Genomic DNA, 24,576 nt, shown 5'->3' with positions numbered 1-24,576 from the left:
TACGGATCTGGTCTTACATCTTCTATATGGCAGGCATTATCATCTACCTGCTGACGCTGATAGGTGTCGTCGTCGCCTATACCCACAAAGCAGAGGCGCCTGATTGGCTCAAATCCCATTACGAATTTCAGATTCGTACTTTCTGGATAACCCTGTTACTGCTGATTGCAGGCTGGATGACCATGTCGATGGGTGGTATCGGATTTCTGATACTGGCCACCTGGGCAATCTGGTTGATTGTGCGCTGTGTCAGTGCCTACAAGCTGCTGAAAACCAAAACACCACATCCAGATCCGACCACACTGCTTTTCTAGCCGTCTCCCGGCTGGCGGCGTCTAGCTATCGGCACGGAAGATGGCAAACGGTCCGTTAGCTTGCTGTGTTGGCATGATTTCCATGGTGGTCACATTGACGTGTGCCGGTGTATTAACCAGCCACCAGACGGTATCTGCAATATCCTTTGCCGATAAAGCCACTGTATCGCGATAGACGCTCTGCGCTCGCGAGCTATCCTGCTTGAATCGAGTCATCGAAAATTCTGTTTCGGCATTACCCGGCTCAATGTTGGTGACACGGATTGCCGTCCCCAACAGATCTGCCCGTAAAGCCAGTGAAAACTGTCTGACAAAGGCTTTGCTGGCGCAATAAACATTACCGCCGGGGTATGGCCAGTTGCCGGCCACTGAACCGACATTGATGATATAACCATTGGCTCGCTGTTGCATTCGGGGCAATATCAATCGTGTCATATACATCAAGCCTTTGATGTTGGTATCCACCATACGCTCCCAGTCGTCCAGACTGGTTTGCCAGGCTGGTTCCAACCCCAAAGCAAGGCCAGCATTGTTGAGCAATACATCAACCTCAGCAAAGCCCTCAGGCAAGTGTTCGAACATTGCTTCACAAGCGCTACGATCACTGATATCAAAAGCTTCAATATGGGTTTGCTCAGCGCCTCCCAGCTCTGACTGCAGTTGCTGCAGTTTTTCCAAACGTCTGCCGGTCAAAATTAAACGCCAACCGGCCGCTGCAAACTGGCGGGCACAGGCCTCACCAAAGCCCGCTGTGGCACCAGTTATCAGAATTACGCGTGGAGACTGTGCTGTCATTGCTACCTCAGTTATCTACAAAAAGTTAGTTCGATAGGCTTATGCGCCCTCAGAAAACACGATAGTGCGACGGCCACTGATAATAATTCTGTGCTCGATGTGCGCCTTGACGGCTCTTGCCAGAACCAATCGCTCGATATCTTTGCCAATCATCACCAGATCTTCAGGGCTATTGTCGTGCATGACTCTTTCCACATCCTGTTCAATGATGGGGCCCTCATCCAGTTCCGCCGTTGCGTAATGCGCCGTAGCGCCTATCAGTTTGACACCACGCTCATAGGCTTGGTGATAGGGTTTTGCGCCCTGAAATGCCGGCAGGAATCCATGATGAATATTGATCACTCTTCCCCGGAATTCTTCAACAAATTGCTCTGAAAGAATTTGCATGTAACGCGCCATCACAACCAGATCAATCTGATATTCGGCAAGCAGGTTTTTTATTTGTTGCTCTTGAGCCTGTTTGGTTTCAGGAGTAATGGGCAGATGATAGAAAGGTTTGTTGAACTGTTTAGCCATTGACTCAAGATCAGCATGGTTGCCAATGATCAGCGGAATATCGCATTTCAGCTCCCCTTCCAGCTCCCTGAGCAGCAAATCATAAGGACAATGAGATGCCTTGGTGACTAGCAGGGCCACCCGGTATGGCACATTGGTGTAGCGGACCGACCAGACCAGTTTCAGTTGACTGGCAAAAGCTGCAAACTCCTGTTCCAGGGTGGCTCGGGGCATGTCGCCGTGATCTTCGAGCTTGAGTCGCATAAAGTACTGACCTTGCTCAACATCGGTGTACTGCTGGCAATGCAGAATGTTAAAGCCACGCTCAGCAAAAAAACTACTAATGCCTGCAAGTAAGCCCTTCTGGTCCTTGCACTGAATCAAAAATACAATTGCACTCATGCCAATCTGTCCAATGGTTGTCGATAGATAGAAATATTAAGAAATACATTGATTTGCTGCCCTTTGATCATCAGCAAAGCCGGAAGTTCATCCTTGTGTCGTTTTCTGTAAATTATGAATATTCGTTGTACTTGTCTGCCCGTCCCCTGACCTTATCAACCGGATACTTAGCCGCATTTTTTTTCAGCTTGTTGGCAATTACCGCATCTAGATCAATCTGCAGATCGTGGCTCAAATAGGTGAGATAAACAGCAACATCGGCAATTTCATCTTCCAGCTGCTGTCGCTTGTCAGAACTGAGCATCTGGCTGATTTCGTCATCAGTGCGCCATTGAAACCACTCCAGTAACTCGGCAGCCTCAATGGAAAGGGAAATTGCCAAATCCTTGGGTCGATGGAACTGCTCCCAGTCGCGTTCGCGGCGAAACGCGATTAATTGTTCTAGCAAGTCTTTATCAATCATCCAGAAATTGCTCCACTACCTGGCAAAAAGCTTTAGGGGCTTCGGCATGCACCCAGTGTCCAGCCTCGTCAATGACTGTGAACTCCGAATCAGGGAAACATTGACGAATTAACTGCCTGTCGGCCTCTGAAATATAGTCAGAACGACCGCCAGCAATGAAACAGCTTTTCACATCCAGTGCCTGCTCAGGCTCGACACTACTGAGAAGCGCCGCATAGTTGCAGAACAAGGCCTGCAAGTTAATGCGCCAGCGTAAGCTGCCCTCTTCATTCTTTTCCACATTCATCAACAGGAACTGTCGTACAGCAGCATCTTTGATGTCACTGGCCAATGCAGCATCAAGCTGGCTTCTCTGCTGGTACTGATCAAGGTTAAGTGACAACAGGCTTTTGAATATCCAGCTGTGCTTATCCGGATATTGTCTCGGCGCAATATCGACCACTACCATTTGCCTGACCCTGTGGGCATGTTGTCTGGCAAATTGCATGACAACCTTGCCACCAATTGAATGCCCCAGCAGATCGATTTCCTCAATCCCCAACTCATCAACAACGCGCTCAATGTCTTCAGCCATCTGGGGGTAATGTTGATCCTGATGGTGAAAAGAGCGCCCGTGATTTCTCAAATCCACAGCAATAATCTGCCGTTTTTCTGACAAGGCCTTGGTGACCGCACGCCAATTATCTGATGAACCAAACAGGCCATGAACAATCAGCAAGGGTCGACCACTACCTGTGATCTGATAAAACAATCTTTGCATGGTAGAACTATCTCATACGCTATCGGGCTATAATGCCAGATTGTATAAGACCCCCGGAGAATATGGTGATGGATGAAAGCATTTTGCTGGCAATGGTCAAGCAGTATGCAGATCGTTTTGGCATAACTTTCAGTTCGGCTCATCTCGATGACGAGGACAAGAAACAACGCTTGGTCGCACTAATGCAGGAAGCATTATCAGGCAAGCGCGGTCCGATTACCGACGCCGATCTGGAACAATAAAAAAAAAGCCACTTTTCAGTGGCTTTTTTGATTTAGTCGGCGAGCTTCTCGAATACAAGACAGGCGTTGGTACCACCAAATCCAAAGCTGTTTGACAGCACCGCTTGCAAATTGGCGCTATCGCGTCGTTGTAACACAATCGGCATATCTGCTGCTTCTGGATCCAGTGTTTCAATATTGGCAGACGCTGCAATAAAGTCTTCCTGCATCATCAGCAAGCTGTAAATCGCTTCCTGCACGCCAGCCGCGCCCAGTGAATGACCTGAAAGTGATTTAGTAGAGCCAATCCAGGGCAGCTGTTTTCCAGCAAAGGTTTTTTTGATGGCTGATAATTCGGCCAAGTCACCTACCGGTGTACTGGTGCCATGGGCATTGATGTAGTCAATACTGCCGGCACGCATCGTCGACATGGCCAGTTTCATACATCTTTCCGCCCCTTCACCTGACGGGGCTACCATGTCGTAGCCATCAGAAGTTGCGGCGTAACCGGTTAATTCTGCATATATTTTTGCCCCACGAGCTTTGGCATGTTCGTATTCTTCCAATACCAGAACACCGCCACCACCGGCAATGACAAAGCCATCACGCTCAGCATCATAGGCCCGTGAAGCTTTCTCAGGTGTCTCATTGTATTTGGTCGACAGCGCACCCATAGCGTCAAACAGGGAGCTCATTGACCAGTGTTCTTCTTCAGCACCACCAGCAAACACAATGTCCTGTTTACCCAGCTGAATCTGCTCCATCGCGTTGCCTATGCAGTGCGCGCTGGTGGCGCAAGCTGAAGACATCGAATAGTTAACACCTTTGATTTTGAATGGCGTGGCAAGACAAGCAGAAGTCGTACTGCCCATGACCTGAGTCACTCGATATGGGCCGATTCTTTTCAAGCCTTTCTCTCTGAGCACATCTGCGGCTTCCACCTGATTCGAGGATGAAGCACCGCCAGAGCCCATCACCAGACCCGTGCGAGGGTTGGAGACATCTGCTTCAGTCAGGCCAGCGTCGGCAATCGCCTGCTGCATGGAAATAAAGGCATAACCCGCGGCATCACCCATAAAGCGCAGAACCTTGCGGTCAATATGCTCTTTCAGATCGATATCTACCGTTCCAGCAACATGACTGCGAAAGCCCATATCTGCATAAGTTTGTTTGAATCGTATGCCTGTACGGCCTAATCGCAGCGATTCTGTAACAGTTTGTGCATCCAGCCCCAAACAGGAAGTGATCCCGAGGCCAGTAACGACCACACGTCTCATAACGATATCCTAAAAATCATCAGTAGAAGTAAACAGACCTACACGCAAATCTTTGGCGGTGTAGATATCTCTGCCATCAACAGACACTGTGCCATCAGCAATTGCCAACACCAGTTTGCGAGCGATAACACGCTTCAGGTCAATCCGGTAAGTGACTTTTTTTGCTGTGGGTAATACCTGGCCAGTAAATTTGACTTCTCCAGCTCCCAGAGCACGACCTCTTCCGGGATTTCCATCCCAGGCCAGAAAAAATCCCACCAGCTGCCACATTGCATCCAGCCCCAGACATCCCGGCATCACAGGATCGCCTGGGAAGTGACAATCAAAGAACCAAAGGTCTGGTTTGATATCAAGTTCGGCAATGATTTCACCTTTACCATAGGCACCGCCAGTATTGGCTATATGGGTGATGCGATCCATCATCAGCATGTTGGGGACAGGAAGTTGAGCATTGCCCGGACCGAACATCTCGCCGTGTCCGCATTGCAATAGCTCTTCGTAAGTAAAGGATGATTGCTTGCTCATGAAACCTTCTTAAAACCCCTGAAATGGGCCGACCATAATATCATGAACCCGGAGAAACATCGAAGCTCAGTCATGATTCAGGTCATAAAAAAGCCACGATTCGTTGAATCGTGGCTGCAGATTAAAAACAGTAACTCAGTTCTGATTCTGAGCGCTGATAGCGACCGCCGTATCAGGCGCTGGAACATTCAAGCTTTCCAGCAACATTCCCATGCTGTTCATGATTCGGTAATGCGAATACAGCTGATCATACTGGGCATTGGTATGCGCAATACGCGCCCGGAATACTTCGTTCTCAGAATCCAGCAAATCAAGCAGAGTACGTTGGCCCAGATTGAATTGTTGCTGGTAGGCATCACGTGATTTTTCTGCCGCCTCAACATGCTGACGCAGATAACTTAACTGGCTGTTGGCATTTTCCATGGCATTCCATGACAGTCGAACACTCTCTTCGACTTGGCGATGGGTGTTGTTGCGAATTTCGGCAGCCTGGTTGATCAGATAGGCAGTTTCCTGACGTCTGGCAGTGTCACGGCCACCGCTCAACAGGTTGTAACGAAGACGAAGCATTGCCTGCATGTCCTTGTCTCTGCCTCTTGCGCCATCAATATTGTGGTCATGGCGGCTACGAACTTCAAAGTCCACTCGGGGCATGAATGGAGCACGGGCCGTGGCATGTTGGGCATGGGCTGATTCAACATCAGATGAGGCAGCTTTGAGTGTTGGATGGTTGTTAATCGCTTGATTTACCGCTTCATCGACACTGCCAGGAATCATGGCGACCGGGGATTCAGGTAATGTCAATGATGTGGGCGCCACACCAACAACTCTCAGATATGCAGTTTCAGCATCACGAAGGTTACTCTGCTCTGCAACCAGATTAGCTTGAGCCAGTGCCAAGCGGCTCAAACTTTGTTCCATGTCTGCGCCGCGGCCAACGCCTCGCTCGCTTCTGAGCGTGATCTGATCATGCGTGCGCTGATGCGCCTCAAGGTTAGTTTGGGCAAGCTCAACCAGTGTCTGCTGTCGTAATACATTGTGATAGGCAAGCACTGCATCAAGTGCGGTGTTTTCTGCGACGCTAAACACACCATAAGAACGTGAGTCCGTGCGTGCCGTATGACGTTTGACTTCATTCGGTGTGGCAAGCCCGTCAAACAGCATTTGTCTCAACTGGATGCTTGCTTCATCTCGATTACGACTGACACTGCCATTGGTACTCGGATTATTGGTTCTTTCCCAGCCCGTTCCGACGGCTAAATCTACAGACGGTAAATAACCCGCTCTAGCCTGACTAATCTCTTGCCTGACGGCCTCGCGTTCATTGGCTGCTGCCAGAACAGATGGATTAGTGGCTATTGTATTGCTGACCGCTTCTTGCAATGTATTTGCAAAGACTGGCTGAATGGACAGCAGTATAGGTAATGTGTAGGTAGCAAGCATGTTGTGACTCCGGTGTATCTGTTTTATTTTAGGCCGAGCATAGCATAAGTAAAATTAGAGAGTTAGCTGACATTTCTACCGTAAGTCTCTAAATAGTATCGCTAAAGATAGTCGATCGGCAATTCCAAGCTTTTGAAATATTGCTGTCAAATGGGCCTTGACAGTTCGTTCAGTGATATCCATTCGTCGGGCAATCATCTTATTGGTTGCACCGTGACTCACTAACTCTGCAACTTCAAGCTCTTTAGGCGACAAGGTTTTCACCGCCTGAACTTTTTGTTTGTCCACCTGTGGCTTGAGACAAATATCATCAATCAGCCCGGAAATGACATGCCTTTCAACCCAGACTTCACCTCTGAGGATCAACTGTAAGGCTTCATGCAATTTGCTAATTGGCATGGTTTGATCAAAGTAGCCACGCGCCCCTTGCTTGAGCGCTTCGATTTGAACTTGCATTGATTGCTTTTCGCCGATGACCAGTACCCGTGTGTTGGGACTGGCGGCACGCACTTCGTTCAGCAGCTGTTTCTGACCGTTGCCGATTGACTCTTGATGACAGACCAACAATGCGGGTTCACGATCAATCGCTCTGAGCAGACTATCAATCGATTCAAAACTGACCGTCTCATAGCACTGGGCAAAACTGTCTACCTCCGCCATCTGCTGTAATAGCGCATCTGGCATTATCTGAAATAATGATGCTTTTTCAGTCACGTACGAATCCATTTGTCATGCTCACCTATCGCTCCCTCAGCGCTTCGTTTTTGGCCTTGAGGATTGGTTTCATCAAATAATCCAGGACCGTTTTTTTACCTGTCATGATGTCTACTCCCACTGTCATACCGGGAATAATCTCAAGTTGCTCGGTGTTGCGTTCAATATAATTTTTATCTGTGCGCAAGTAAATCAGATAAAAGCTTTCATCCCTGTCATTCGTGATGGTATCAGCACTGATGCGCTCCAGCGTTGCGGGCAAACCACCGTAAATTGAAAAGTCATAGGCTGTGAATTTAATCATGGCATTCTGGCCCGGCCTCAAAAAAGCAATGTCTGCCGGCCTTATCTGAGCCTCAACCAGCAGGTTGTCTTCCACTGGTACGATTTCAACCAGGTCCATACCAGGCTGCACTACCCCCCCTACCGTGTTGACCTTGAGTTGCTTGATTGTGCCTCTCACTGGCGCGCGAACATTGGTGCGAGTCACACGATCTTCCAGCGCCAGAATCGATTCCTGGGTTCTGGCCAGTTCTGCACGCACCTCACTAAGTTCATTGCCAGCATTGGCTCTGAACCGTGAGTTTGTTTCCTCGATCTTTTGGCGAACCTCATTCAGCGCCGAGCGAATTCTGGGAATCGCCAGACGGTTAGCTTCCATTTCCCCTTCAAGATCATTGACAACTCTTCGTAATCTCAACAGTTCAACTTCAGAAAGCACACCTTGCGCGACTAATGGTTCAGACATGTCCAGTTCACGCTTACTGAGCTCATAACTGCGCGTCAGCTGCTCCTGTCTTGCCTGCCGCTCGACCAGCTCTTGATTACGTTGTTGTATTTGTTGCTGCAAAACCTGAATGCTGTCATTAAGCTCGACTTGCCTTGAGCGATACAAAGCCTGCTCATTGGCAGCCAGTGCAGGTTGTGCCATAACCAGCTCCTCTGGCAAAACCAGTGGAATTCCTTCAGCCTCTGCTTCCAGTCGCGTTGTTCTGGATAACAACTCCCAGTACTTCAGTTGGCTCTCCCTGAAGGATGAAGCAAAACGCGTGTCGTCAATACGCAGCAACACTTCGCCCTGTTCGACCAGTTGGCCTTCGGCAACGGTAATTTCAGCCACAATACCGCCTTCAAGATTTTGAATAACTTGCAAGCGGCTCGATGGCACGACGCGACCTTCACCTCTTGTCACTTCATCAAGCTCGGTCACACTGGCCCACCAGCCAGCAAAGATGAAAAAAATCAGGGTGACAAACAGTAAAAGATGTCCTGCGCTATGCGTCGACTCCATCGTCGCCGCACTGACCTCGGACATAAATTCCACATCATCAGGATGACTGCGTCTGAACCAGGCCATCAGATTACCCCTTGGATACCCGAATATGGCCGCTCTTCAGTGCGGTCATGATTTGTTCCCTTGGCCCATCGGCCACCAATTTGCCCTGATCCATAACGATTATTCTGTCCACCAGACTCAACAGGGAGGCCCGGTGCGTCACCAGCAACAGCGTTTTATTCTCGAGTACTTGCGTGAGTTTGGATTTGAAACGTTCTTCGGTACTGTTATCCATGGCGTTTGTCGGTTCATCCAATACCAGCATAGGTGGATCCATCAACAGGGCTCTGGCCACCGCAATGCTCTGCCGTTGCCCTCCAGAGAGTCCTTCACCTCGCTCACCTACCTGCATATCAAACCCGGACGGATGTCGATTGACAAATTCCGTTACACCGGCAAGCTCGGCTGCTTTGAGTATCGCCTGATCGTCTGCGTAAGGCGCACCAATGGCGATATTGTCGCGAACACTGCCATAGAACAAGACAACATCCTGTGGCGCGTAACCAACACTTCGCCGCAGGTCGACGGGATCGATCTGTCTCAAATCAGTGCCGTCCAGTAAGACAGCGCCTGCATTGGGTTCATACAGACCCAGTATCAGTTTTTCAATTGAACTCTTGCCAGAACCAATACGGCCGATGATAGCGACTTTTTCACCCGGCTCGATACGAAACGAAACATTGCTCAAGGCATCAATCGGCTGTTCCGGATAACGGAAAGTCACTTCTTTGAATTGCAGCCCACCTTTAAAGGCTTCCCGGTGCAGAAACTCTCTGCCATTAGGTCTTTCTACAGGCAGATTCATCAGGGTATTGAGCGAATGTAAAGCCGCTTTTGATTGATGGTAACGACCCAGGATGCTGGCCAACTGCCCCATCGGGGCAAGCGCTCTGCCTGTCAGAATGGTGCTGGCAATCAACGCCCCCATGGTAATTTCGTTTTCGGTAATCAAAAAGACCCCGTAAACCACCACAGCAATGGTTGTCATTTGCTGAATGAATGTTGTCAGATTGACCGCCGTTGACGATAACAAGCGCGCCCGCTGACTGAACTTGGCGATAAAGCCGATATTTTGTTCCCATTTGCGCTGCACTGGTGTTTCCGCCCCCAGGCTTTTAATGGTTTCCAGCCCTGTCAAGGTCTCAATCAAGGTGGCACTCTTCTGCCCCGAGTGTCTGAATAATTGCCGAATCACCCTGCCGAGCGGGATTTGAAAAATAAAACTAATCAGGATCGTCAGCGGGATCGCAGCCAGAGGAATGTAGCGAGATCACCTGCCAGCATCCAAATCACCAGGATGAAGAGAAACGCAAAGGGCAGATCGATCAGCGTGGTCAGGGTCGCCGAGGTAAAAAAGTCCCGGAACGATTCAAATTCATGCAAATTATTGGCAAATGCGCCCACAGAGTTGGAGCGAGCCGACATCTTGATGCCCAGTACACGCTCAAAAATGGTTGCAGATAAAATGACATCCGCTTTTTTACCGGCGCTGTCGATGAAGTAGCCTCTCAGTGTTCGCAGCAGCAGCTCAAAGGTGAACACCGTGCCCACACCAATCGCCAATACCCACAATGTTTCAAGCGCGTGATTGGGCACCACACGATCATAGACATTCATGATGAATAGCGGTGAGGCCAAGGCGAACATATTGACCAGAATAGAAGCCACAAATACTTCGCTGTATATAGGCCAGAAGCGCATGATGGTGCCCCAGAACCAGTGACTTGTCCTGGGTATTACGCTGTTTTGGGTGCGTTTGTCGAACTGCTGGGCCGGTTTGATAAAAATGGCATAACCACTGTATTCCTCAGCGAGTTGCTTCAATGGAATTTCAGTTTCGGCGCCATCGGTCTCTGGAAAGATCACTCTGGCAGTTTTGCCTTTTGTTTCCAGTAAAATGCATGCCGTGGTGTTACTCAGCAGTAGCACTGCGGGCAGTACCAGATTGGAGATTTTTTTTAGCGGCCGTTTGACGACTTTGGAGCGTAGCCCGGCACGTTCTGCAGCACGACTGAATAAACCTGGCGTCAGTTTATTATCAACCAGTGGCAAACCCGCGACTAATGACTCTGCACTATGGGGCTTGTTGAGCATTTTTGACAGAATCGTCAGACATGCCAGTAAGGGATCGTCCGCAGTGTGGATACCATTCTCTGCCTGCCATGAATGCTGGCTATTCAAATTGTTATCCTGACCACTGTCCATTGCCTACGTGATGACCCCGTACAAAAATGTGATGAGTTTCACAGTTTTTTACTTTACTGTAAACAGTTACGCATCTACATTAGCTAAGAAGTACTCATTAAACAATCCATGGACCGTTCAGATGGCATACGTAAAACGAGATTCGACAGGCAAGATCCTGCAAATTTTTGACAGTCCTCAAGCGGATGCCAATGAGTTCCTCTCACTCAACTCATCAGAACTTATCGCCTTTCTGGGAGAATCAGCCCAGTCAGATTCAGCCAGAACCATCCTGAGCAGTAGTGATGCCGCCATGATACGGGTATTGGAGGACTTGATTGAAACGCTGATCGACAAAGGCGTCATTCTGTTTACCGACTTGCCCGCAGCCGCACAACAAAAGCTCACTCAGCGACAACACGTGCGCTCTCGCTTGCAAGCTTTGGAAAACCTTATGGATGAAGAACAGGATCTTTTCTGAGGAAAAGCGCTGTTTAACGCTGCTTCTTGGGTGGTAATTTGCGTCTTGGTGGACGCGTTTTGGCAGCAGGCTTTTTAACTGCCGCAGCAGGTGATACTCCCCGTCGCTCGCGGAAAGGGTTATCACCTGTTTTAAATTCAATCATCACCGGAGTGCCATCAAGCCTCAATGATTTTCTGAAAAAATTCTCCAGGTAACGACGATAGCTGTCTGGTGTTGCTTCGGTCTGATTACCGTGAATGATAATTCTTGGCGGATTTTTACCACCAAGATGCGCATAACGATATTTTATGCGGCGACCATGCACCAGAGGCGGCGGATGATCCGCTACGGCATCTTCAAGAATTCGGGTCAATCTGGAAGTCGGGGTTTTGGTCATGGCAGATTGATACGCCAAGCGAACTGATTTCAGTAACAGCCCCACCCCACTGCCATGTAATGCCGAAATAAAGTGTGTTTTGGCGTAAGACAAAAATGGCAGCCGTCTTTCAATATTGGCGGCCACCCATTCACGTTCTGTTTTGTCCAGTCCATCCCATTTATTGACCGCAATAACCAAGGCCCGACCACTCTCAACGATCAATCCGGCAAGGTGCAAATCCTGATCGACAATGCCCTCATGAGCATCTAACACCAACATCACGACGTTGGCATCTTCGAGCGCCTGCAGTGTTTTGAGGATACTGAATTTTTCCAGGGTTTCCGAAACTCTGGAACGCCGTCTGACACCCGCCGTATCAATCAGTGTGTACTGAACACCATCTTTCTCAAATGGAATGTGGATGCTGTCTCTGGTGGTTCCTGGCTCGTCAAAAGCAACAACCCGTTCTTCACCCAGTAAACGATTGATCAGTGTCGATTTACCGACATTGGGTCTGCCCAGCACCGCCAGTCGAATTTCATCATCATTGGCTTCAAGTTCTGAGGCTTCCTGAGTGACTGAGGGTATTTTGGAACTGATGCGCTGTAACAGCTCGCTGATGCCACGACCCTGAGTAGCCGAAATAACCTGTGGCGTATCCAGACCCAGTGCAAAAAACTCGGCCGCGACTATATCCCTGTGCTCGCCTTCAGTTTTGTTGATGACCAACAAGACATCTTTGCCGTCCTGCCTGAGCATGCTCGCGATACTTTGATCTGCTGCGCTCATTCCTGCTCGGCCATCGACAACAAACAGAATCAAATCTGCCGAGTCAATCGCCAAGCGGGCCTGCTTGCGCATCAACTCAGCCATATTGTCAGTCTGCTCGGTCAGACCACCAGTGTCTATCAGGATAAAGCGACAATTCTCTTCATCTACATTGCCATAGATGCGATCACGGGTCAGTCCTGCATAATCAGCAACCAGCGCATTTCTGGTGCGCGTTAATCGATTAAATAGGGTCGACTTGCCGACATTTGGACTGCCTACCAAGGCAACTACAGGCTTCATTGGGACTAAGGAATCCTTATCGCAGCAACTGTGCCGTCAGTCACAGATACATAAAGCACGCCATCAATAACTTGCGGTTGGCTACGAATTGCTGAACGTCGACTGATTTGCTGTCTTGCGACAAAACGACCATCGTCTCTTGCTATCCAGTGAAGATAGCCTTCCAGATCACCGACCACGACATAATCACCAGCCACAACAGGCGCCGTCAGATTTCGTCTCAGCAGACGAGTTTGTCGCCACAGTGAATCACCTGAGCCGTCCTGAATGGCCCAGACGTATCCAGTGTCATCGCTGATGTATACAGCTTCACCATATGCAGCATCAAGACCTCTGCGAGAAGACATTTCTCGTGTCCAGTAATTCTGACCAGTGCCGAGCGAGATAGCAGCAACATTACCTTGATGCGATACGGCATAGACAACATCGTTGATGACTTTAGGGTCACCATCAATATCAACCAAGCGCTCAAGCTCGGTTCTGCCACTGGGCACTGCCAGGGTGTTTTCCCAGACAATGCTGCCATCTCGGCTGGCAAGCGCAACCAGTCTGCCGTTGTCAAAACCGGCAATAACCACACTACCCGCAATTACCGGGGCGCTGACACCGCGCAAGCTCAGTAACGGAACGGCACGTTGATGTGTCCAAAGTACGTTTCCAGATTCAGCGGCAAGACCACTGACTCTACCATCAGCAGTTCTAACAGCAATGATGCCGTTGGCAGCGGTCGGTGGAGCCAAGACTTCACTGGTCAGCGTGCGACGCCACAGGATCTCGCCTTTTTCTGGTGTCATAGCAATAACTTCGCCGCCTTGGGTACCGACCAGAACCATGCCCTCTCCACCACCAATACCAGTGACAACAGGCACCCGAAGGTTCACACGCCATAAACGTCGGCCTGAGTCTGCAGCATGACTGCTGACTACGCCCTTGTGGTCAACTGAAAAGACCTTGCCGTCGTTGATCCATATCTGATTAAGGGAGTAGTCATCTCCGACACCGGCACCCGTGCTGGTTGACCAAATCACTTTCGGCTCGATTTCTGCTTCAAATTCCGTCAACTCTGCAGGCGGAGCCTCATAAGCCTCTTCTGCAAAAAAGTTTCTGACCGTACCGCAGCCAGTCAATGCAGACAATAAAATGGCAATTGCTATGCCATAAACCCAATTAGCTCTCATTCGCTGCAGCCACATCATCAAGTTTCATTTCCAGAATATTCTGGCGAGGTTCCCCCACAGCCAACAGTGTCAGTGCTCTCTGATAAGCCTGTTGAGCCTGTTGTTTATTACCCATGACGACATGAATATCGCCCTCAAGTTCGTGGTAGAGAGATGCAAAGCTGTCCAGGCTTGCTTTGGAAACAATATCCAGTGCAGCCTGATAATCGCCTTCTGATAATTTCAGTCGGGCCAGTCGCAGCCTGGCGATTTCAGCATAACCTTCTGGTTTTGCATTATCGGCAGCCCACTGAAGGTACTGCTCTGCCATCGCCCAGTCACCCTCGTCAGAGGCTTTTGCCGCCACTTCTACAGCAGCAAAACTGGCATAGGGTGTGCGTCTGAAATTATTGATCAGCTCCTGAGCGCCCATTTCGGCTTCTTCAAGGCGATCCTCCGCCAGCAATACCACGACCTGCTGATAGATGTTGGCAGCATTGTGCGATTGCATCTGTTGGTAGTTAAGCCAGGTGCGGCCACCAAAAAATGCCCCAACACCTAAGAGGACAGCCATCAATACTGAAAGGCCGTTTTCTCGCCACCATCGTTTGATTTCTTCTGCTTTTTCTTCATCCGATGCGTAGATATCCATCGTTACTCCTGAATTTTAATCGTCTGACGGCATCAACGAATGATGCCGCCCTTTTGTTGCTTGAGAAATTGTACGAGCAAATCTAACTCACCGTCTTCCTGCTCCAACTGCCCGATCTTTTCGATCGAGTCTTCAATCCGCAATCCAGCTCGGTAGATTAACTTGTAGGCTTGGCGAATATTGCGAATCTGGTCAGCAGTGAACTGTCGGCGTCGCAATCCTTCGACATTGACCCCTACTGGCTCGGCCATGTGACCAGATACAAGCACGTACGGCGGAATGTTTCTGGAAATAACGCTGCTCATCGCTGTAAAGGCGTGTGAACCAATATGATTGAACTGACTGACCAGACTGAAACCGCCCAGAATAACCTGGTCATCAATCGTTACATGCCCTGCCAGAGAGGCATTGTTGGCAAAGATATTTTGATTGCCAATGATGCAATCGTGGGCGATGTGTACATAAGCCATGATCCAGTTATCGTTACCGATTTTGGTGACACCACCACCACCTACCGTGCCTCGATTGATAGTCACTGACTCGCGAATCAGATTATTGTCGCCAATTTCGAGTCGCGTCGGCTCACCATGGAATTTCTTGTCCTGAGGTTCCTCGCCTATCGACGAAAACTGAAAAATCCGATTATTACGGCCAATGACGGTAGGGCCGTTTATGACGACATGTGAGGCGATCTCACAGCCAGCACCAATCTCAACATCGGCACCGATGATCGTGTAAGGCCCGACTGAGACATCCTCAGCGAGTTTCGCAGATGGGTCGATAATAGCTGTTGGGTGTATCACTTTGGCATTTCTTGATTGACGCACATGATATCAGCGCTGACAACGACCTCGCCGTCAACACTGGCTTCACCGCTGAATTTCCACAGATTTCGTTTATTCTTGATTAATTTGACTTCCAGCTTGAGCTGATCACCTGGCTCGACAGGTCTTTTGAAACGGGCGTTATCAATACCGGCGAGATAGTACAGCGCCTCATCTGAGCGAATCGCGTCCGCAGTTTTGAATGCCAAAAGGCCGGTCGCCTGAGCCAGTGCTTCCAGGATCAAAACACCCGGCATGATCACCCGCTGAGGAAAATGACCTGTGAAATGTGGTTCGTTAAACGTCACATTCTTGATGCCAACCAGATGCTCACCAGGAGTAAATTCAATCACTCTATCGATCAGCAAAAAAGGATAGCGGTGCGGCAAAAGACGCTGGATTTCATGTATGTCGATGGTGTTCAATCTCTTGTCCTTGGATAGGAATTCAGTTTAGCGCTGCCATATTACTGTGCCTCGCCGAAGCGGTAAAGCGCAGAAAAATGCCGTCAGTCCTGATTATTCAACAGTTGTTCGAGTTCTCTGACACGCTGGTGCAGTGATTCCATCTGTCGATATCGGACAACATTCTTGTGCCATTGTTTAGTCGGTTCAGCAGGAATACCAGAAGAATAGACACCCGCTTCTGTGATGGATTTTGTCACCATGGTCATCCCTGTCAGCTGCACGCCATCAGCGATGCTCAAATGCCCACCTAGTCCAGCACCACCACCAATAGCGCAATCAGCGCCAATCAGTGTACTGCCTGCGATCCCAACGCAGCCCGCGATCACCGTATTGTTGCCGATTCGACAGTTGTGACCGACCTGGATCTGGTTATCAAGCTTCACGCCATGTCCGATCACGGTATTTTCAATTGCACCACGGTCAATGGTTGTGTTGGCACCGATTTCCACATCGTCGCCAATTTCGACGCTGCCAAGTTGCGGTACGTTGATCCAGCGCCCGTTATCATTCGCTATACCAAAGCCATCGGCACCAATCACCACACCGGGATGCAGTATGACGCGATGGCCAATGCTGACACCGTGGCAGAGCGTGACATTGGCCACCAAGCGACTGCCCGCACCAATAGTGACACCTTGCTGAATGACACAACCAGGTCCTATCTCAACGTTTTCTGCAATGGTAACGTCAGCATCGATAAAAACATGGGCACCAATCTGAGCACTGTCATGAACATGACTGCGCGGATCCAGCCATGCCGTCGGATGAACACCTGCCACTACAGTCTTGGCAGGAAACAAGAAACTGGCGATTTTGGCGTAGGCAACATACGGATCTTTGACCACCAGTGCATTGCCCTCAACAGCCGCGGCATCTGCTTCTGTCACCAGCACAGCACCTGCCTGACAGTGACTTAAAAACTTTCGATACTTACTGTTGGCAAGGAAGCTTATTTTAGAGGACGATGCGCTGGAAAGCGTCGCCACACCATCAATGATGCAATCTGCGTCACCACGAATTTCAGCATCAACATGCTTGGCCAGTTCGGCAAGTGTCCAACTCATCAAAACCTCTTAGTTAGCCTTGCGTTTCAGCTCTTCCAGCACCTTGTCGGTCATATCAATGGCTTCACTCGCAAAGATCACACCCTGATACAGCACCAGGTCGTAAGAATCCTTGATTGCGAGGTCAATAATGGCTTGCGCCACTTCTTCTTCCAGCTTACGCAGTTCTTCATTTCTGCGAATCGACAAATCTTCAGCATACTCATCCTGCATGCGATTCAGTTCACGCTGATCAGAAATCAACTTTCTTTCCTGTGCTTGAACCTCATCAGAACTCAGAATCGCACGATCACGGTTCAGCTTTTGCTGCGCATCCATCAATGACTTTTGTCTGTCTTCAAGTGTGCGACTACGCGATGAGAACTCTCTTTCCAGACGTGCCAATGCCTGAGTTTTTTGTGGCGACTGATCCAGTACTACACTTGCATTGACAACACCGACTTTGATACCGGCCGCATGCACCGGATGCGTTCCGGCAACAAATAAAGCAAACAGCAAACCGATAATTTTAATATTTTTCACACTTAGCTCCACTCAAACAATTTAGAACGCTGTACCCAGAGTAAACTGGAAGACTTCGGTTTCATCACCACTTTGCTTACGCAAAGGTTTGGCCACACTGAATGCCATCGCTCCAAATGGCGAGATCCAGATGGCAGACAAGCCAGCTGAGTACCTCAGCAAATCGGCTTCGAAACTTTCTTTAACGTCATAGACGTTACCCACATCAGTAAAGGCACTCAGACGAACTGAGCGCAGATTACTGCCAACAAAAGGTACAGGGAAAATAACTTCGGCACTGCCTGTTACCAGCATATTACCGCCAATCGGCAAATCATTGCCACGATCATCAAACACCCTGCGACCCAGTGTGTTTGCCCGGAAACCACGAACACTTCGGATACCACCCGCATAGAAATTCTGGAAGAACGGGAATTCATCGGTGCTGCCATAGGCATCGCCGTAACCCAACTCACCCCTCAAAGAGAACGTGTATGTATCAGAGAGCGGATAGAACCAGCTGGTGTTATAACGCAGCTTGTAGTATTCCAGTGAGCCGATTGGCGTTGCCAATTCTGCAGTAAAGGTCTGCTCCAAACCACGTGTCGGCATGATAGCACTATCACGGGTGTCACTTGACCAACCCAAGGTCACCAGCCACGAATGAAAACGGCTGCCTTCTTTATCAATGAAGTCCTGGTAGCGCTGGATACGGTTGCCGCTCGCCTGACTTGGTAACGACACATCCGTGTTCTCGTAACCGAAGCCGACAAAGATACGGTTTGTCTCTGAAATCGGCAGGCCAAAGTTCACGTCACCACCAAAGGTATCCGTGGTGAAACGAGCAAGGTTAGCTTCGAAAGCATCTGTTTTACGGTAAAACGCATTGAAGCCTTGGCTGATACCGTCAACCGTTGCGTAAGGATTGGTATAACCAAAACTGTACTGAGTGTTGACTCGGCTGTTATTAAAACCAAAGCGGATGTGTTTACCACTTCCCAGAAAGTTACGCTGAGAAACATTAGCGTTGAAGATAATGCCTTCAGCCTGAGAATAACCAATACCTGCAGACAGGCTACCAGAAGCCATTTCGGAAACACTGACATCCAGATCAACCTGATCGGAAGTACCGGCGACAGGTACTGTTTCGACGTTGACGTCCTCAAAATAGCCAAGACGCGCTACACGCGCTCTGGAACGCTCAACCTGTTGTGTCGAAATCCAGGCAGATTCCTGTTGGCGCATTTCCTGACGCACTACTTCGTCACGGGTTTTGCTGTTACCTGTGATATTAATACGACGGACATAAGCGCGACGACCTGGATCCACAAAAAACGTCAGATTAACTTCACGATTTTCCTGATCGACTTCAGGAACAGCATTGACGTTAGCAAAAGCGTATCCATCGTTACCGAGGCGGTTTGTCAGGTTTTCGGTGCTGCGGGTAATTTCACGCAGTGAAAACACCGCATCCTGCCGAATAGTCATCAAGCCAAACAATTCCTCTTCCGGAACGATTAAGTGCCCGGCAAGGCGAACTTCGTTAATTCTGTAACGCTCACCTTCTGTGATGTTAATGGTGATGAAAATCTGTTTCTTGTCATCACTAATGGTGACTTGTGTTGACTCAATGGAAAAATCTACAAACCCCCGGTCCAGGTAAAACGAGCGAAGTGTTTCGAGATCGGCTGACAATCTCTGACGAGAGTATTGGTTGTCACGCGTGATGCGTGAAAACCAGCCACCCGTGGTGGATTCGATTTGATCAAGCAGTTCTTTTTGAGTAAACGCAGAATTACCAACAATATTAATACTGCCAATGGTGGCAACCGCGCCCTCGGTCATGGTGATACGAACACCCACCCGATTTCGGGTTAACGGGGTGACCTGTGAGTCAATCTGCACACCATATTTACCGCGGCTGAAATACTGTCTTTGCAATTCCAGTTCAACGCGTTCCAGCATTGCTTGTTCGAACACCTGGCCTTCGGCAAAACCAATCTGGCGCAGTGAACGAAGCAGTTCATTGCTGTCGATATCCTTGTTACCCACGAATTCAATACTGGAAATGGCTGGTCGCTCTGCCACCTTGATCACCAAGATACCGTCCTGACGTTCCAGCTGGACATCGCTGAAGTATTTGGATTTGAAAAGAGAACGAATGATGCCTCGCGCATCATTTTCGGTCAGCTCGTCGCCCACTCTGACCGGAAGATAGTTAAACACAGTACCTGCTGAAATACGTTGCAAGCCCTCGACCCTGATGTCTTGAATAATGAATGGTTCAGCTAACGCAACTGAAGACAGCAACCAAAAAGCCAGAAATGGGAGAAGTTTTTTCATTGTTATACTTGCAACTCAGTGGGCCGACGAAAGGGTAAGTTTACCTGCAATAGTTCCATTATCCAAACAGTCTCGACAAGTCATTAAAAAACGCAAGAAACATCAGCATCAACAGTATCATCAGGCCTACTTTATGGGCTTGAATCTGAGCCTGTTCAGACAAGGGCTTCCCCCTTAGCCACTCGATCAGATACATCATCAAGTGTCCCCCATCAAGCACAGGAATAGGCAGCAGATTGAGTATGCCCAGACTGATGCTGATCATAGCCAGAAAACCGATAAAAGCTATAGTCCCTTGTTGAGCAGAACTTCCGGCATATTGAGCGATAGTAATCGGACCACCCAGATTATCACGTGAGACTGAGCCTGTGACCATGCCCCACAGGCTGCGGCCTGTTGCAGAAATAAACTGCCAGGTTTGGGCAAAAGCAGCGGGAATCGCCGCCAACGGCCCATATCGCAACTCAGTTACCAGCTCGTCCGGCAATCTCTGTTGTTGTGGATCAATCGCAATACCAGCAAGCCCATACCCCTCTGCTGACTCAGCGGGCGTCATCTGCAATTCAAACGTCTGCCCATTCCTCTCAAGCACAATCTGCAAATCAGAATTTGCACTATCACGTATTAGCCTGACCCAGTCTTCCCACCCTTCCAGAATCTGATCATTCGCTGATAACAGACGGTCACCCGCTCGGATGCCTGCGCGATCAGCTGCACCACCAGACACCACTTCGCCGATAACAGGATCCATGGCTGGCCGATAAGGTCTAAAACCTACTCGTTGAAATAATTCTGCTGCTTCGTTCAGAGATATCTCGGGCAGGTTCAGTTGTCGTTGTTCACTGCTGCCACCGGATTTCACCTCGACGCTAACGGTTGACGCCTTTTCTGCCTCTGGCAATAGACGCTGATAGACCGCATTCCAGGTGGGTGCTGGCTTGCCATTGATGCTGACAATTTCATCGCCTGGATTAAACGAGGCATAATAGGCGGGGCTGCCTTCTGTGACTTCACCGACGACAGCTTTGAGGCCTGGAATGCCAATCACCATCATCAGCCAGTAGGCAAATACCGCAAAAATCAAGTTTGCCAGAGGCCCTGCCGAAACAATCGCAACACGATTCGCCAGCGACTGGCGGTTGAATGACTGATGCAGCAGGTCTTCAGGCACCGTACCTTCGCGTTCATCGAGCATTTTCACATAGCCACCGAGAGGTAATACTGCGATCACATACTCTGTTCCGTCCTTGCCAACTCTGCGCCAGAGCGGTCGACCAAATCCTACTGAAAATCGCAGCACTTTGACGCCACAGCGTCGTGCCACCCAGAAATGGCCAAACTCATGGACAGTGACCAAAATACCCAGCGCGATAATGAAAAAAATCAACGACTGCATAATCGATTCACATAATCAGTAGCCAGCACTCTGGCAGCGGCATCGTCTGCCAGTATTTGTGTCAGATTATCCGCCTTTGAGACTGGCAATTCATTCATCACGGATTCAATAATCACCGCGATTTGCGTGAATTTTATTTTTTCCTGTAAGAAGGCCTCAACAGCAATTTCATTGGCCGCATTCAGAATCGCCGTCGCGGTGCCGCCAATCTCCAGTGCGCGATAGGCCAGCGCCAGACAAGGAAATCTCTCAAAGTCAGCCGCCATGAAATCAAGCTGCCCCGCCTTGACCAGATCCAGTGGCTCGACTCCCGAGTCAATTCGTTCAGGCCAAGCCAGCGTATTGGCGATTGGTGTACGCATATCAGGGTTGCCCATCTGGGCAAGCACCGAGCCATCGTCGTAATCCACCATGGAGTGGATAATGCTTTGTCGATGCAGGATCACTTCTATCTGTGCACTTGGCAGGCCAAATAACCAATGAGCTTCGATGACTTCCAGCCCCTTGTTCATCATGGTGGCGGAATCTACAGAAATTTTTTGTCCCATTGACCAGTTGGGGTGAGCGACCGCCTGGGCAGGTGTCATGTGTTCCAGTTCTGACAAATCACTATCACGGAAGGGTCCGCCCGATGCGGTGAGGATGATCCGCCGGATACCCTTGTCAGCAAAGTGATAACGCTGAGTTTCTGCCACTGGCATGCATTGCCATATCGCATTATGTTCACTGTCGACAGGCAACAATATCGCACCGTGCTGCTCGACCTCATGCATGAACAAAGCACCGCTCATTACCAGCGCTTCTTTGTTTGCCAGCAAAATGCGTTTGCCCGCGCGCGCGGCCGCCAGTGTTGGCAACAAACCTGCCGCTCCGACAATCGCAGCAACCACGGTATCTACGGCACTATCGGCAGCAACCTGTTCCAGTGCGGCCTCACCAGACAATACTTCTGTGGCTAATCCGGCCTGTTTTACCGCAGCTTGCAGTTGCTCCGCTGCCTCATTATCGAGCAGTACGGCATATCGCGGCTCAAAGGTCAGGCATTGTTTGAACAGGCTATCAACCGAACGGTTGGCAGCAAGTGCATACACTTCATATTGCTCGGGGTGGCGTGACAGCACATCGAGCGTACTCAGGCCAATGGAACCGGTTGATCCCAAAATCGTGACAGCTCGACGCATCTTTACAATCCCAATAACACCAGCATTGCGGCAAATACGGGCACCGCAGCCAGCAGACTATCCAGGCGGTCCCACAGCCCACCATGCCCCGGTAGTAACTGACCGCTGTCCTTGATTGCATGAGCACGTTTGAACAAGCTCTCGAACAAATCACCAGCGATAGAAAACAATGCGGTCATCACTGCCAGCAGCCACCAATGTAATAAGCTAATGCCATCATTCAAACCAAACTGCCAGGCAGCAAATGACCATAGACTGACCAGCACCAGCGCACCCGCAACCCCTTCCCAGGTTTTGTTGGGACTAATGTGTGTGGCCAGTTTACGTTTGCCCCAACGCTTGCCGGCAAAGTAACCACCGGTATCGGCAAGCCAGACTAGTACCAATACATGCAGTAACAACCATTCGCCACCATGACGACCATGCAGCCAGACTGCTGAGTAAAAGAATACAGCGAGCACCAGCCAAGCCATTACAAGACCGAACCATCGGCTGGCAAATAATTGCTGACCAAGCTTTGGCAAAGGTTTGTGAGCACAAAGCACCACAAGCAGGGTTAAGGCCAGCCAGAGCACGCCTCCAGCAATCAATCCCGGTTCAATAGGGAAGAATAATGAACTTTGAAAGGCCGCAATAATCAGCCAGACAACCATCGCCAGCACCTTGGCAAACACTGATTGAAAACCAACGATCTGCAGCCACTCCCATGCTGTCAGCATCACAATCACCGCAAGCAGGGCCATCAGCGCAATCGTGGGTAATTTCAAAATCGCCAACACGACCAGGGGGATCAGCACCGCTGCTGTCAGTAAGCGTTGCTTAAGCATCTGATTGCTCCTGTACCTGTTCTGACGTTCTGCCAAAACGGCGTTCTCTTTTGCCAAATGAGTCTATTGCCAGGTCCAGTTCTTTAACTGAAAACTCAGGCCACAAGGTCTCGGTAAAGTACAGCTCGGTATAGGCAAGCTGCCACAGTAAAAAATTACTAATGCGCTGTTCGCCACCGGTTCGAATAAATAGATCAGGCTCGGGAAGTTGCGCGGTACTAAGTTGTTGCTCTACCCGCTTTTCGGTAATGTCTTCGATTGATATCTCACCGAGCAGAACTTGTTGCGACAGCCGTTTGACGGCCTCAGTGATATCCCACCGTCCGCCGTAGTTGGCAGCAATATTCAACACCAGGCCAGTGTTGTTGGCTGTCATGGCCTGCGCATCGTGGATTTGTTTTTGGAGTGTGCTGGAAAATTGGGCGGTGTTGCCGATGATTTGCAGCTTGATGTTGTTATCGTGAAGTCGTTTGACCTGCTCTGTCAGTGCCCTGCTGAACAAATCCATCAACAACTCAACTTCTTTGCCAGGACGACGCCAGTTTTCACTACTGAAGGCAAACAGGCTGAGCACTTTGACACCGGATGCCACGCAGTGCCTGACAATACTCTCGACTGATCTGACGCCAGCTCGATGCCCCATAAAACGGGGCTGTAATCTTTTTTTTGCCCAGCGGCCATTGCCATCCATGATAATGGCGATATGCGAGGGAATTGGGCGCGATTGCTCCTTCATCGGCTTGGCTGAACGATGAGAAGTCAACTAGACCGCCATCAAATCCGTTTCTTTTTCAGCAAGCACTTCGTCAATTTGTTTAATCACAGCGTCAGTCAGCTTCTGAATTGCATCCTCTGCGCCGCGTTGCTCGTCTTCGGAGATTTCTTTTTCCTTGAGCAAATCTTTCAGGCTGCCGTTGGCATCGCGGCGGATATTACGCACAGCGACCCGTGCATTTTCTGCTTCAGATTTAGCCACTTTGACCAAATCACGACGACGTTCCTCAGTCAGAGGCGGAATCGGAATACGAATGGTCATACCGGCACTATTGGGGTTAACGCCCAAATCGGAAGTCATGATGGCCTTTTCAATGACGGCAACCATGTTTTTTTCCCAGGGTGTGACCGTGATCGTTCTGGAATCTTCAATACCAACACTGGCCACCTGGCTCAGAGGCACATCTGAACCATAGTAAGGCACTGTGACATGATCCAGCAAACTGGTGTGTGCACGACCCGCACGAATCTTTGCCAGCGCCGTGTTCAAGGCAGCGACACTCTTTTGCATCCGATCCGCTGCGTCTTTTTTGATATCTTCAATCATG

Annotated in this window: 27 protein-coding genes; 3 read left to right on the top strand and 24 right to left on the bottom strand. The window is 49.6% G+C overall.

What is annotated here, in order from left to right:
* The coding region (locus tag MPL1_RS13675; RefSeq protein WP_009725356.1) for a DUF4870 family protein at positions 1-314 on the top strand (314 nt) is incomplete at its 5' end.
* 21 nt (positions 315-335) lie between these two features.
* On the opposite strand, the gene MPL1_RS01455 is transcribed toward MPL1_RS13675, so the two are convergent.
* From MPL1_RS01455 to MPL1_RS01440, 4 genes are all read right to left on the bottom strand, one after another.
* A complete protein-coding gene (locus tag MPL1_RS01455) occupies positions 336-1,109 on the bottom strand; it encodes an SDR family oxidoreductase (protein ID WP_009725355.1) in 774 nt (257 codons plus the stop codon).
* Positions 1,110-1,148: 39 nt separating this feature from the next.
* Complete coding sequence (gene purU, locus MPL1_RS01450; RefSeq protein ID WP_009725354.1) at positions 1,149-2,006, bottom strand: formyltetrahydrofolate deformylase; 858 nt, start codon at positions 2,004-2,006, stop codon at positions 1,149-1,151.
* A gap of 112 nt (positions 2,007-2,118) precedes the next feature.
* Entirely contained in the window at positions 2,119-2,469 is a 351-nt protein-coding gene (locus MPL1_RS01445) for a nucleotide pyrophosphohydrolase (RefSeq protein ID WP_009725353.1), read from the bottom strand.
* Entirely contained in the window at positions 2,462-3,229 is a 768-nt protein-coding gene (locus tag MPL1_RS01440) for an alpha/beta fold hydrolase (protein ID WP_009725352.1), read from the bottom strand. The genes MPL1_RS01445 and MPL1_RS01440 overlap by 8 nt, the downstream gene beginning before the upstream one ends.
* A 68-nt stretch (positions 3,230-3,297) precedes the next feature.
* Here MPL1_RS01440 and MPL1_RS13760 point away from each other — a divergent pair, with 68 nt between their 5' ends.
* The gene (locus MPL1_RS13760) at positions 3,298-3,471 is read left to right on the top strand and encodes a hypothetical protein (protein WP_009725351.1); all 174 of its coding nucleotides are present in this window, start codon (positions 3,298-3,300) and stop codon (positions 3,469-3,471) included.
* A 32-nt stretch (positions 3,472-3,503) separates the two neighbouring features.
* On the opposite strand, the gene fabB is transcribed toward MPL1_RS13760, so the two are convergent.
* The 7 genes from fabB to MPL1_RS13995 form a co-directional block, all read right to left on the bottom strand.
* Entirely contained in the window at positions 3,504-4,727 is a 1,224-nt protein-coding gene (gene fabB / locus MPL1_RS01430; RefSeq protein WP_009725350.1) for a beta-ketoacyl-ACP synthase I, read from the bottom strand.
* 9 nt (positions 4,728-4,736) lie between these two features.
* Positions 4,737-5,252, bottom strand: coding sequence for a 3-hydroxyacyl-[acyl-carrier-protein] dehydratase FabA (gene fabA / locus MPL1_RS01425; RefSeq protein WP_009725349.1), 516 nt, complete (start codon positions 5,250-5,252; stop codon positions 4,737-4,739).
* 135 nt (positions 5,253-5,387) lie between these two features.
* Positions 5,388-6,695, bottom strand: a complete 1,308-nt coding sequence (locus MPL1_RS01420) for a TolC family outer membrane protein (protein ID WP_009725348.1) — start codon at positions 6,693-6,695, stop codon at positions 5,388-5,390.
* Between the two features lie 75 nt (positions 6,696-6,770).
* A complete protein-coding gene (locus MPL1_RS01415) occupies positions 6,771-7,409 on the bottom strand; it encodes a response regulator transcription factor (RefSeq protein WP_235045495.1) in 639 nt (212 codons plus the stop codon).
* 25 nt (positions 7,410-7,434) lie between these two features.
* Positions 7,435-8,766 (bottom strand): HlyD family type I secretion periplasmic adaptor subunit, encoded by a 1,332-nt coding sequence (locus MPL1_RS01410; protein WP_009725346.1) that lies wholly within the window; start codon positions 8,764-8,766, stop codon positions 7,435-7,437.
* Positions 8,767-8,770: 4 nt separating this feature from the next.
* Complete coding sequence (locus MPL1_RS14000) at positions 8,771-9,940, bottom strand: ATP-binding cassette domain-containing protein (protein ID WP_235045494.1); 1,170 nt, start codon at positions 9,938-9,940, stop codon at positions 8,771-8,773.
* 41 nt (positions 9,941-9,981) lie between these two features.
* Positions 9,982-10,926: a cysteine peptidase family C39 domain-containing protein gene (locus MPL1_RS13995; RefSeq protein ID WP_235045493.1), complete on the bottom strand. Its 945-nt coding sequence runs from the start codon at positions 10,924-10,926 to the stop codon at positions 9,982-9,984.
* Positions 10,927-11,071: 145 nt separating this feature from the next.
* On the opposite strand from MPL1_RS13995, the gene MPL1_RS01400 reads away from it, so the two are divergent.
* A complete protein-coding gene (locus MPL1_RS01400) occupies positions 11,072-11,410 on the top strand; it encodes a hypothetical protein (RefSeq protein ID WP_009725345.1) in 339 nt (112 codons plus the stop codon).
* 13 nt (positions 11,411-11,423) lie between these two features.
* Here MPL1_RS01400 and der read toward each other — a convergent pair whose 3' ends face one another.
* The 13 genes from der to frr form a co-directional block, all read right to left on the bottom strand.
* Positions 11,424-12,842, bottom strand: coding sequence for a ribosome biogenesis GTPase Der (gene der, locus MPL1_RS01395; RefSeq protein ID WP_009725344.1), 1,419 nt, complete (start codon positions 12,840-12,842; stop codon positions 11,424-11,426).
* A 5-nt stretch (positions 12,843-12,847) separates the two neighbouring features.
* Positions 12,848-14,038: an outer membrane protein assembly factor BamB gene (bamB, locus tag MPL1_RS01390; RefSeq protein WP_009725343.1), complete on the bottom strand. Its 1,191-nt coding sequence runs from the start codon at positions 14,036-14,038 to the stop codon at positions 12,848-12,850.
* Entirely contained in the window at positions 14,010-14,651 is a 642-nt protein-coding gene (locus MPL1_RS01385; protein ID WP_009725342.1) for a YfgM family protein, read from the bottom strand. Before MPL1_RS01385 ends, bamB begins: the two co-directional genes overlap by 29 nt.
* Before the next feature lie 32 nt (positions 14,652-14,683).
* On the bottom strand, positions 14,684-15,454 hold the full coding sequence (lpxA, locus tag MPL1_RS01380; protein ID WP_009725341.1) for an acyl-ACP--UDP-N-acetylglucosamine O-acyltransferase: 771 nt from the start codon (positions 15,452-15,454) through the stop codon (positions 14,684-14,686).
* Entirely contained in the window at positions 15,451-15,900 is a 450-nt protein-coding gene (fabZ, locus tag MPL1_RS01375) for a 3-hydroxyacyl-ACP dehydratase FabZ (RefSeq protein ID WP_009725340.1), read from the bottom strand. Before fabZ ends, lpxA begins: the two co-directional genes overlap by 4 nt.
* An 83-nt stretch (positions 15,901-15,983) precedes the next feature.
* Entirely contained in the window at positions 15,984-17,006 is a 1,023-nt protein-coding gene (gene lpxD / locus MPL1_RS01370; protein WP_009725339.1) for a UDP-3-O-(3-hydroxymyristoyl)glucosamine N-acyltransferase, read from the bottom strand.
* A 9-nt stretch (positions 17,007-17,015) separates the two neighbouring features.
* A complete protein-coding gene (locus MPL1_RS01365; protein ID WP_009725338.1) occupies positions 17,016-17,528 on the bottom strand; it encodes an OmpH family outer membrane protein in 513 nt (170 codons plus the stop codon).
* Between the two features lie 21 nt (positions 17,529-17,549).
* Positions 17,550-19,850: an outer membrane protein assembly factor BamA gene (gene bamA, locus MPL1_RS01360; RefSeq protein WP_009725337.1), complete on the bottom strand. Its 2,301-nt coding sequence runs from the start codon at positions 19,848-19,850 to the stop codon at positions 17,550-17,552.
* 58 nt (positions 19,851-19,908) lie between these two features.
* Positions 19,909-21,246, bottom strand: a complete 1,338-nt coding sequence (gene rseP / locus MPL1_RS01355) for an RIP metalloprotease RseP (RefSeq protein ID WP_009725336.1) — start codon at positions 21,244-21,246, stop codon at positions 19,909-19,911.
* Positions 21,234-22,427: a 1-deoxy-D-xylulose-5-phosphate reductoisomerase gene (gene ispC / locus MPL1_RS01350; protein WP_009725335.1), complete on the bottom strand. Its 1,194-nt coding sequence runs from the start codon at positions 22,425-22,427 to the stop codon at positions 21,234-21,236. The genes rseP and ispC overlap by 13 nt, the downstream gene beginning before the upstream one ends.
* A gap of 2 nt (positions 22,428-22,429) precedes the next feature.
* Positions 22,430-23,254 (bottom strand): phosphatidate cytidylyltransferase, encoded by an 825-nt coding sequence (locus tag MPL1_RS01345; protein WP_009725334.1) that lies wholly within the window; start codon positions 23,252-23,254, stop codon positions 22,430-22,432.
* On the bottom strand, positions 23,247-23,990 hold the full coding sequence (locus MPL1_RS01340; protein ID WP_009725333.1) for an isoprenyl transferase: 744 nt from the start codon (positions 23,988-23,990) through the stop codon (positions 23,247-23,249). The genes MPL1_RS01345 and MPL1_RS01340 overlap by 8 nt, the downstream gene beginning before the upstream one ends.
* Before the next feature lie 27 nt (positions 23,991-24,017).
* Positions 24,018-24,575 (bottom strand): ribosome recycling factor, encoded by a 558-nt coding sequence (frr, locus tag MPL1_RS01335; protein WP_009725332.1) that lies wholly within the window; start codon positions 24,573-24,575, stop codon positions 24,018-24,020.
* Between the last annotated feature and the right edge of the window lies 1 nt (position 24,576).

The sequence above is a fragment of the Methylophaga lonarensis MPL genome (assembly GCF_000349205.1).
GTDB classification, from domain to species: Bacteria; Pseudomonadota; Gammaproteobacteria; order Nitrosococcales; family Methylophagaceae; genus Methylophaga; species Methylophaga lonarensis.
This window is presented reverse-complemented; position numbering and strand designations above follow the sequence as displayed.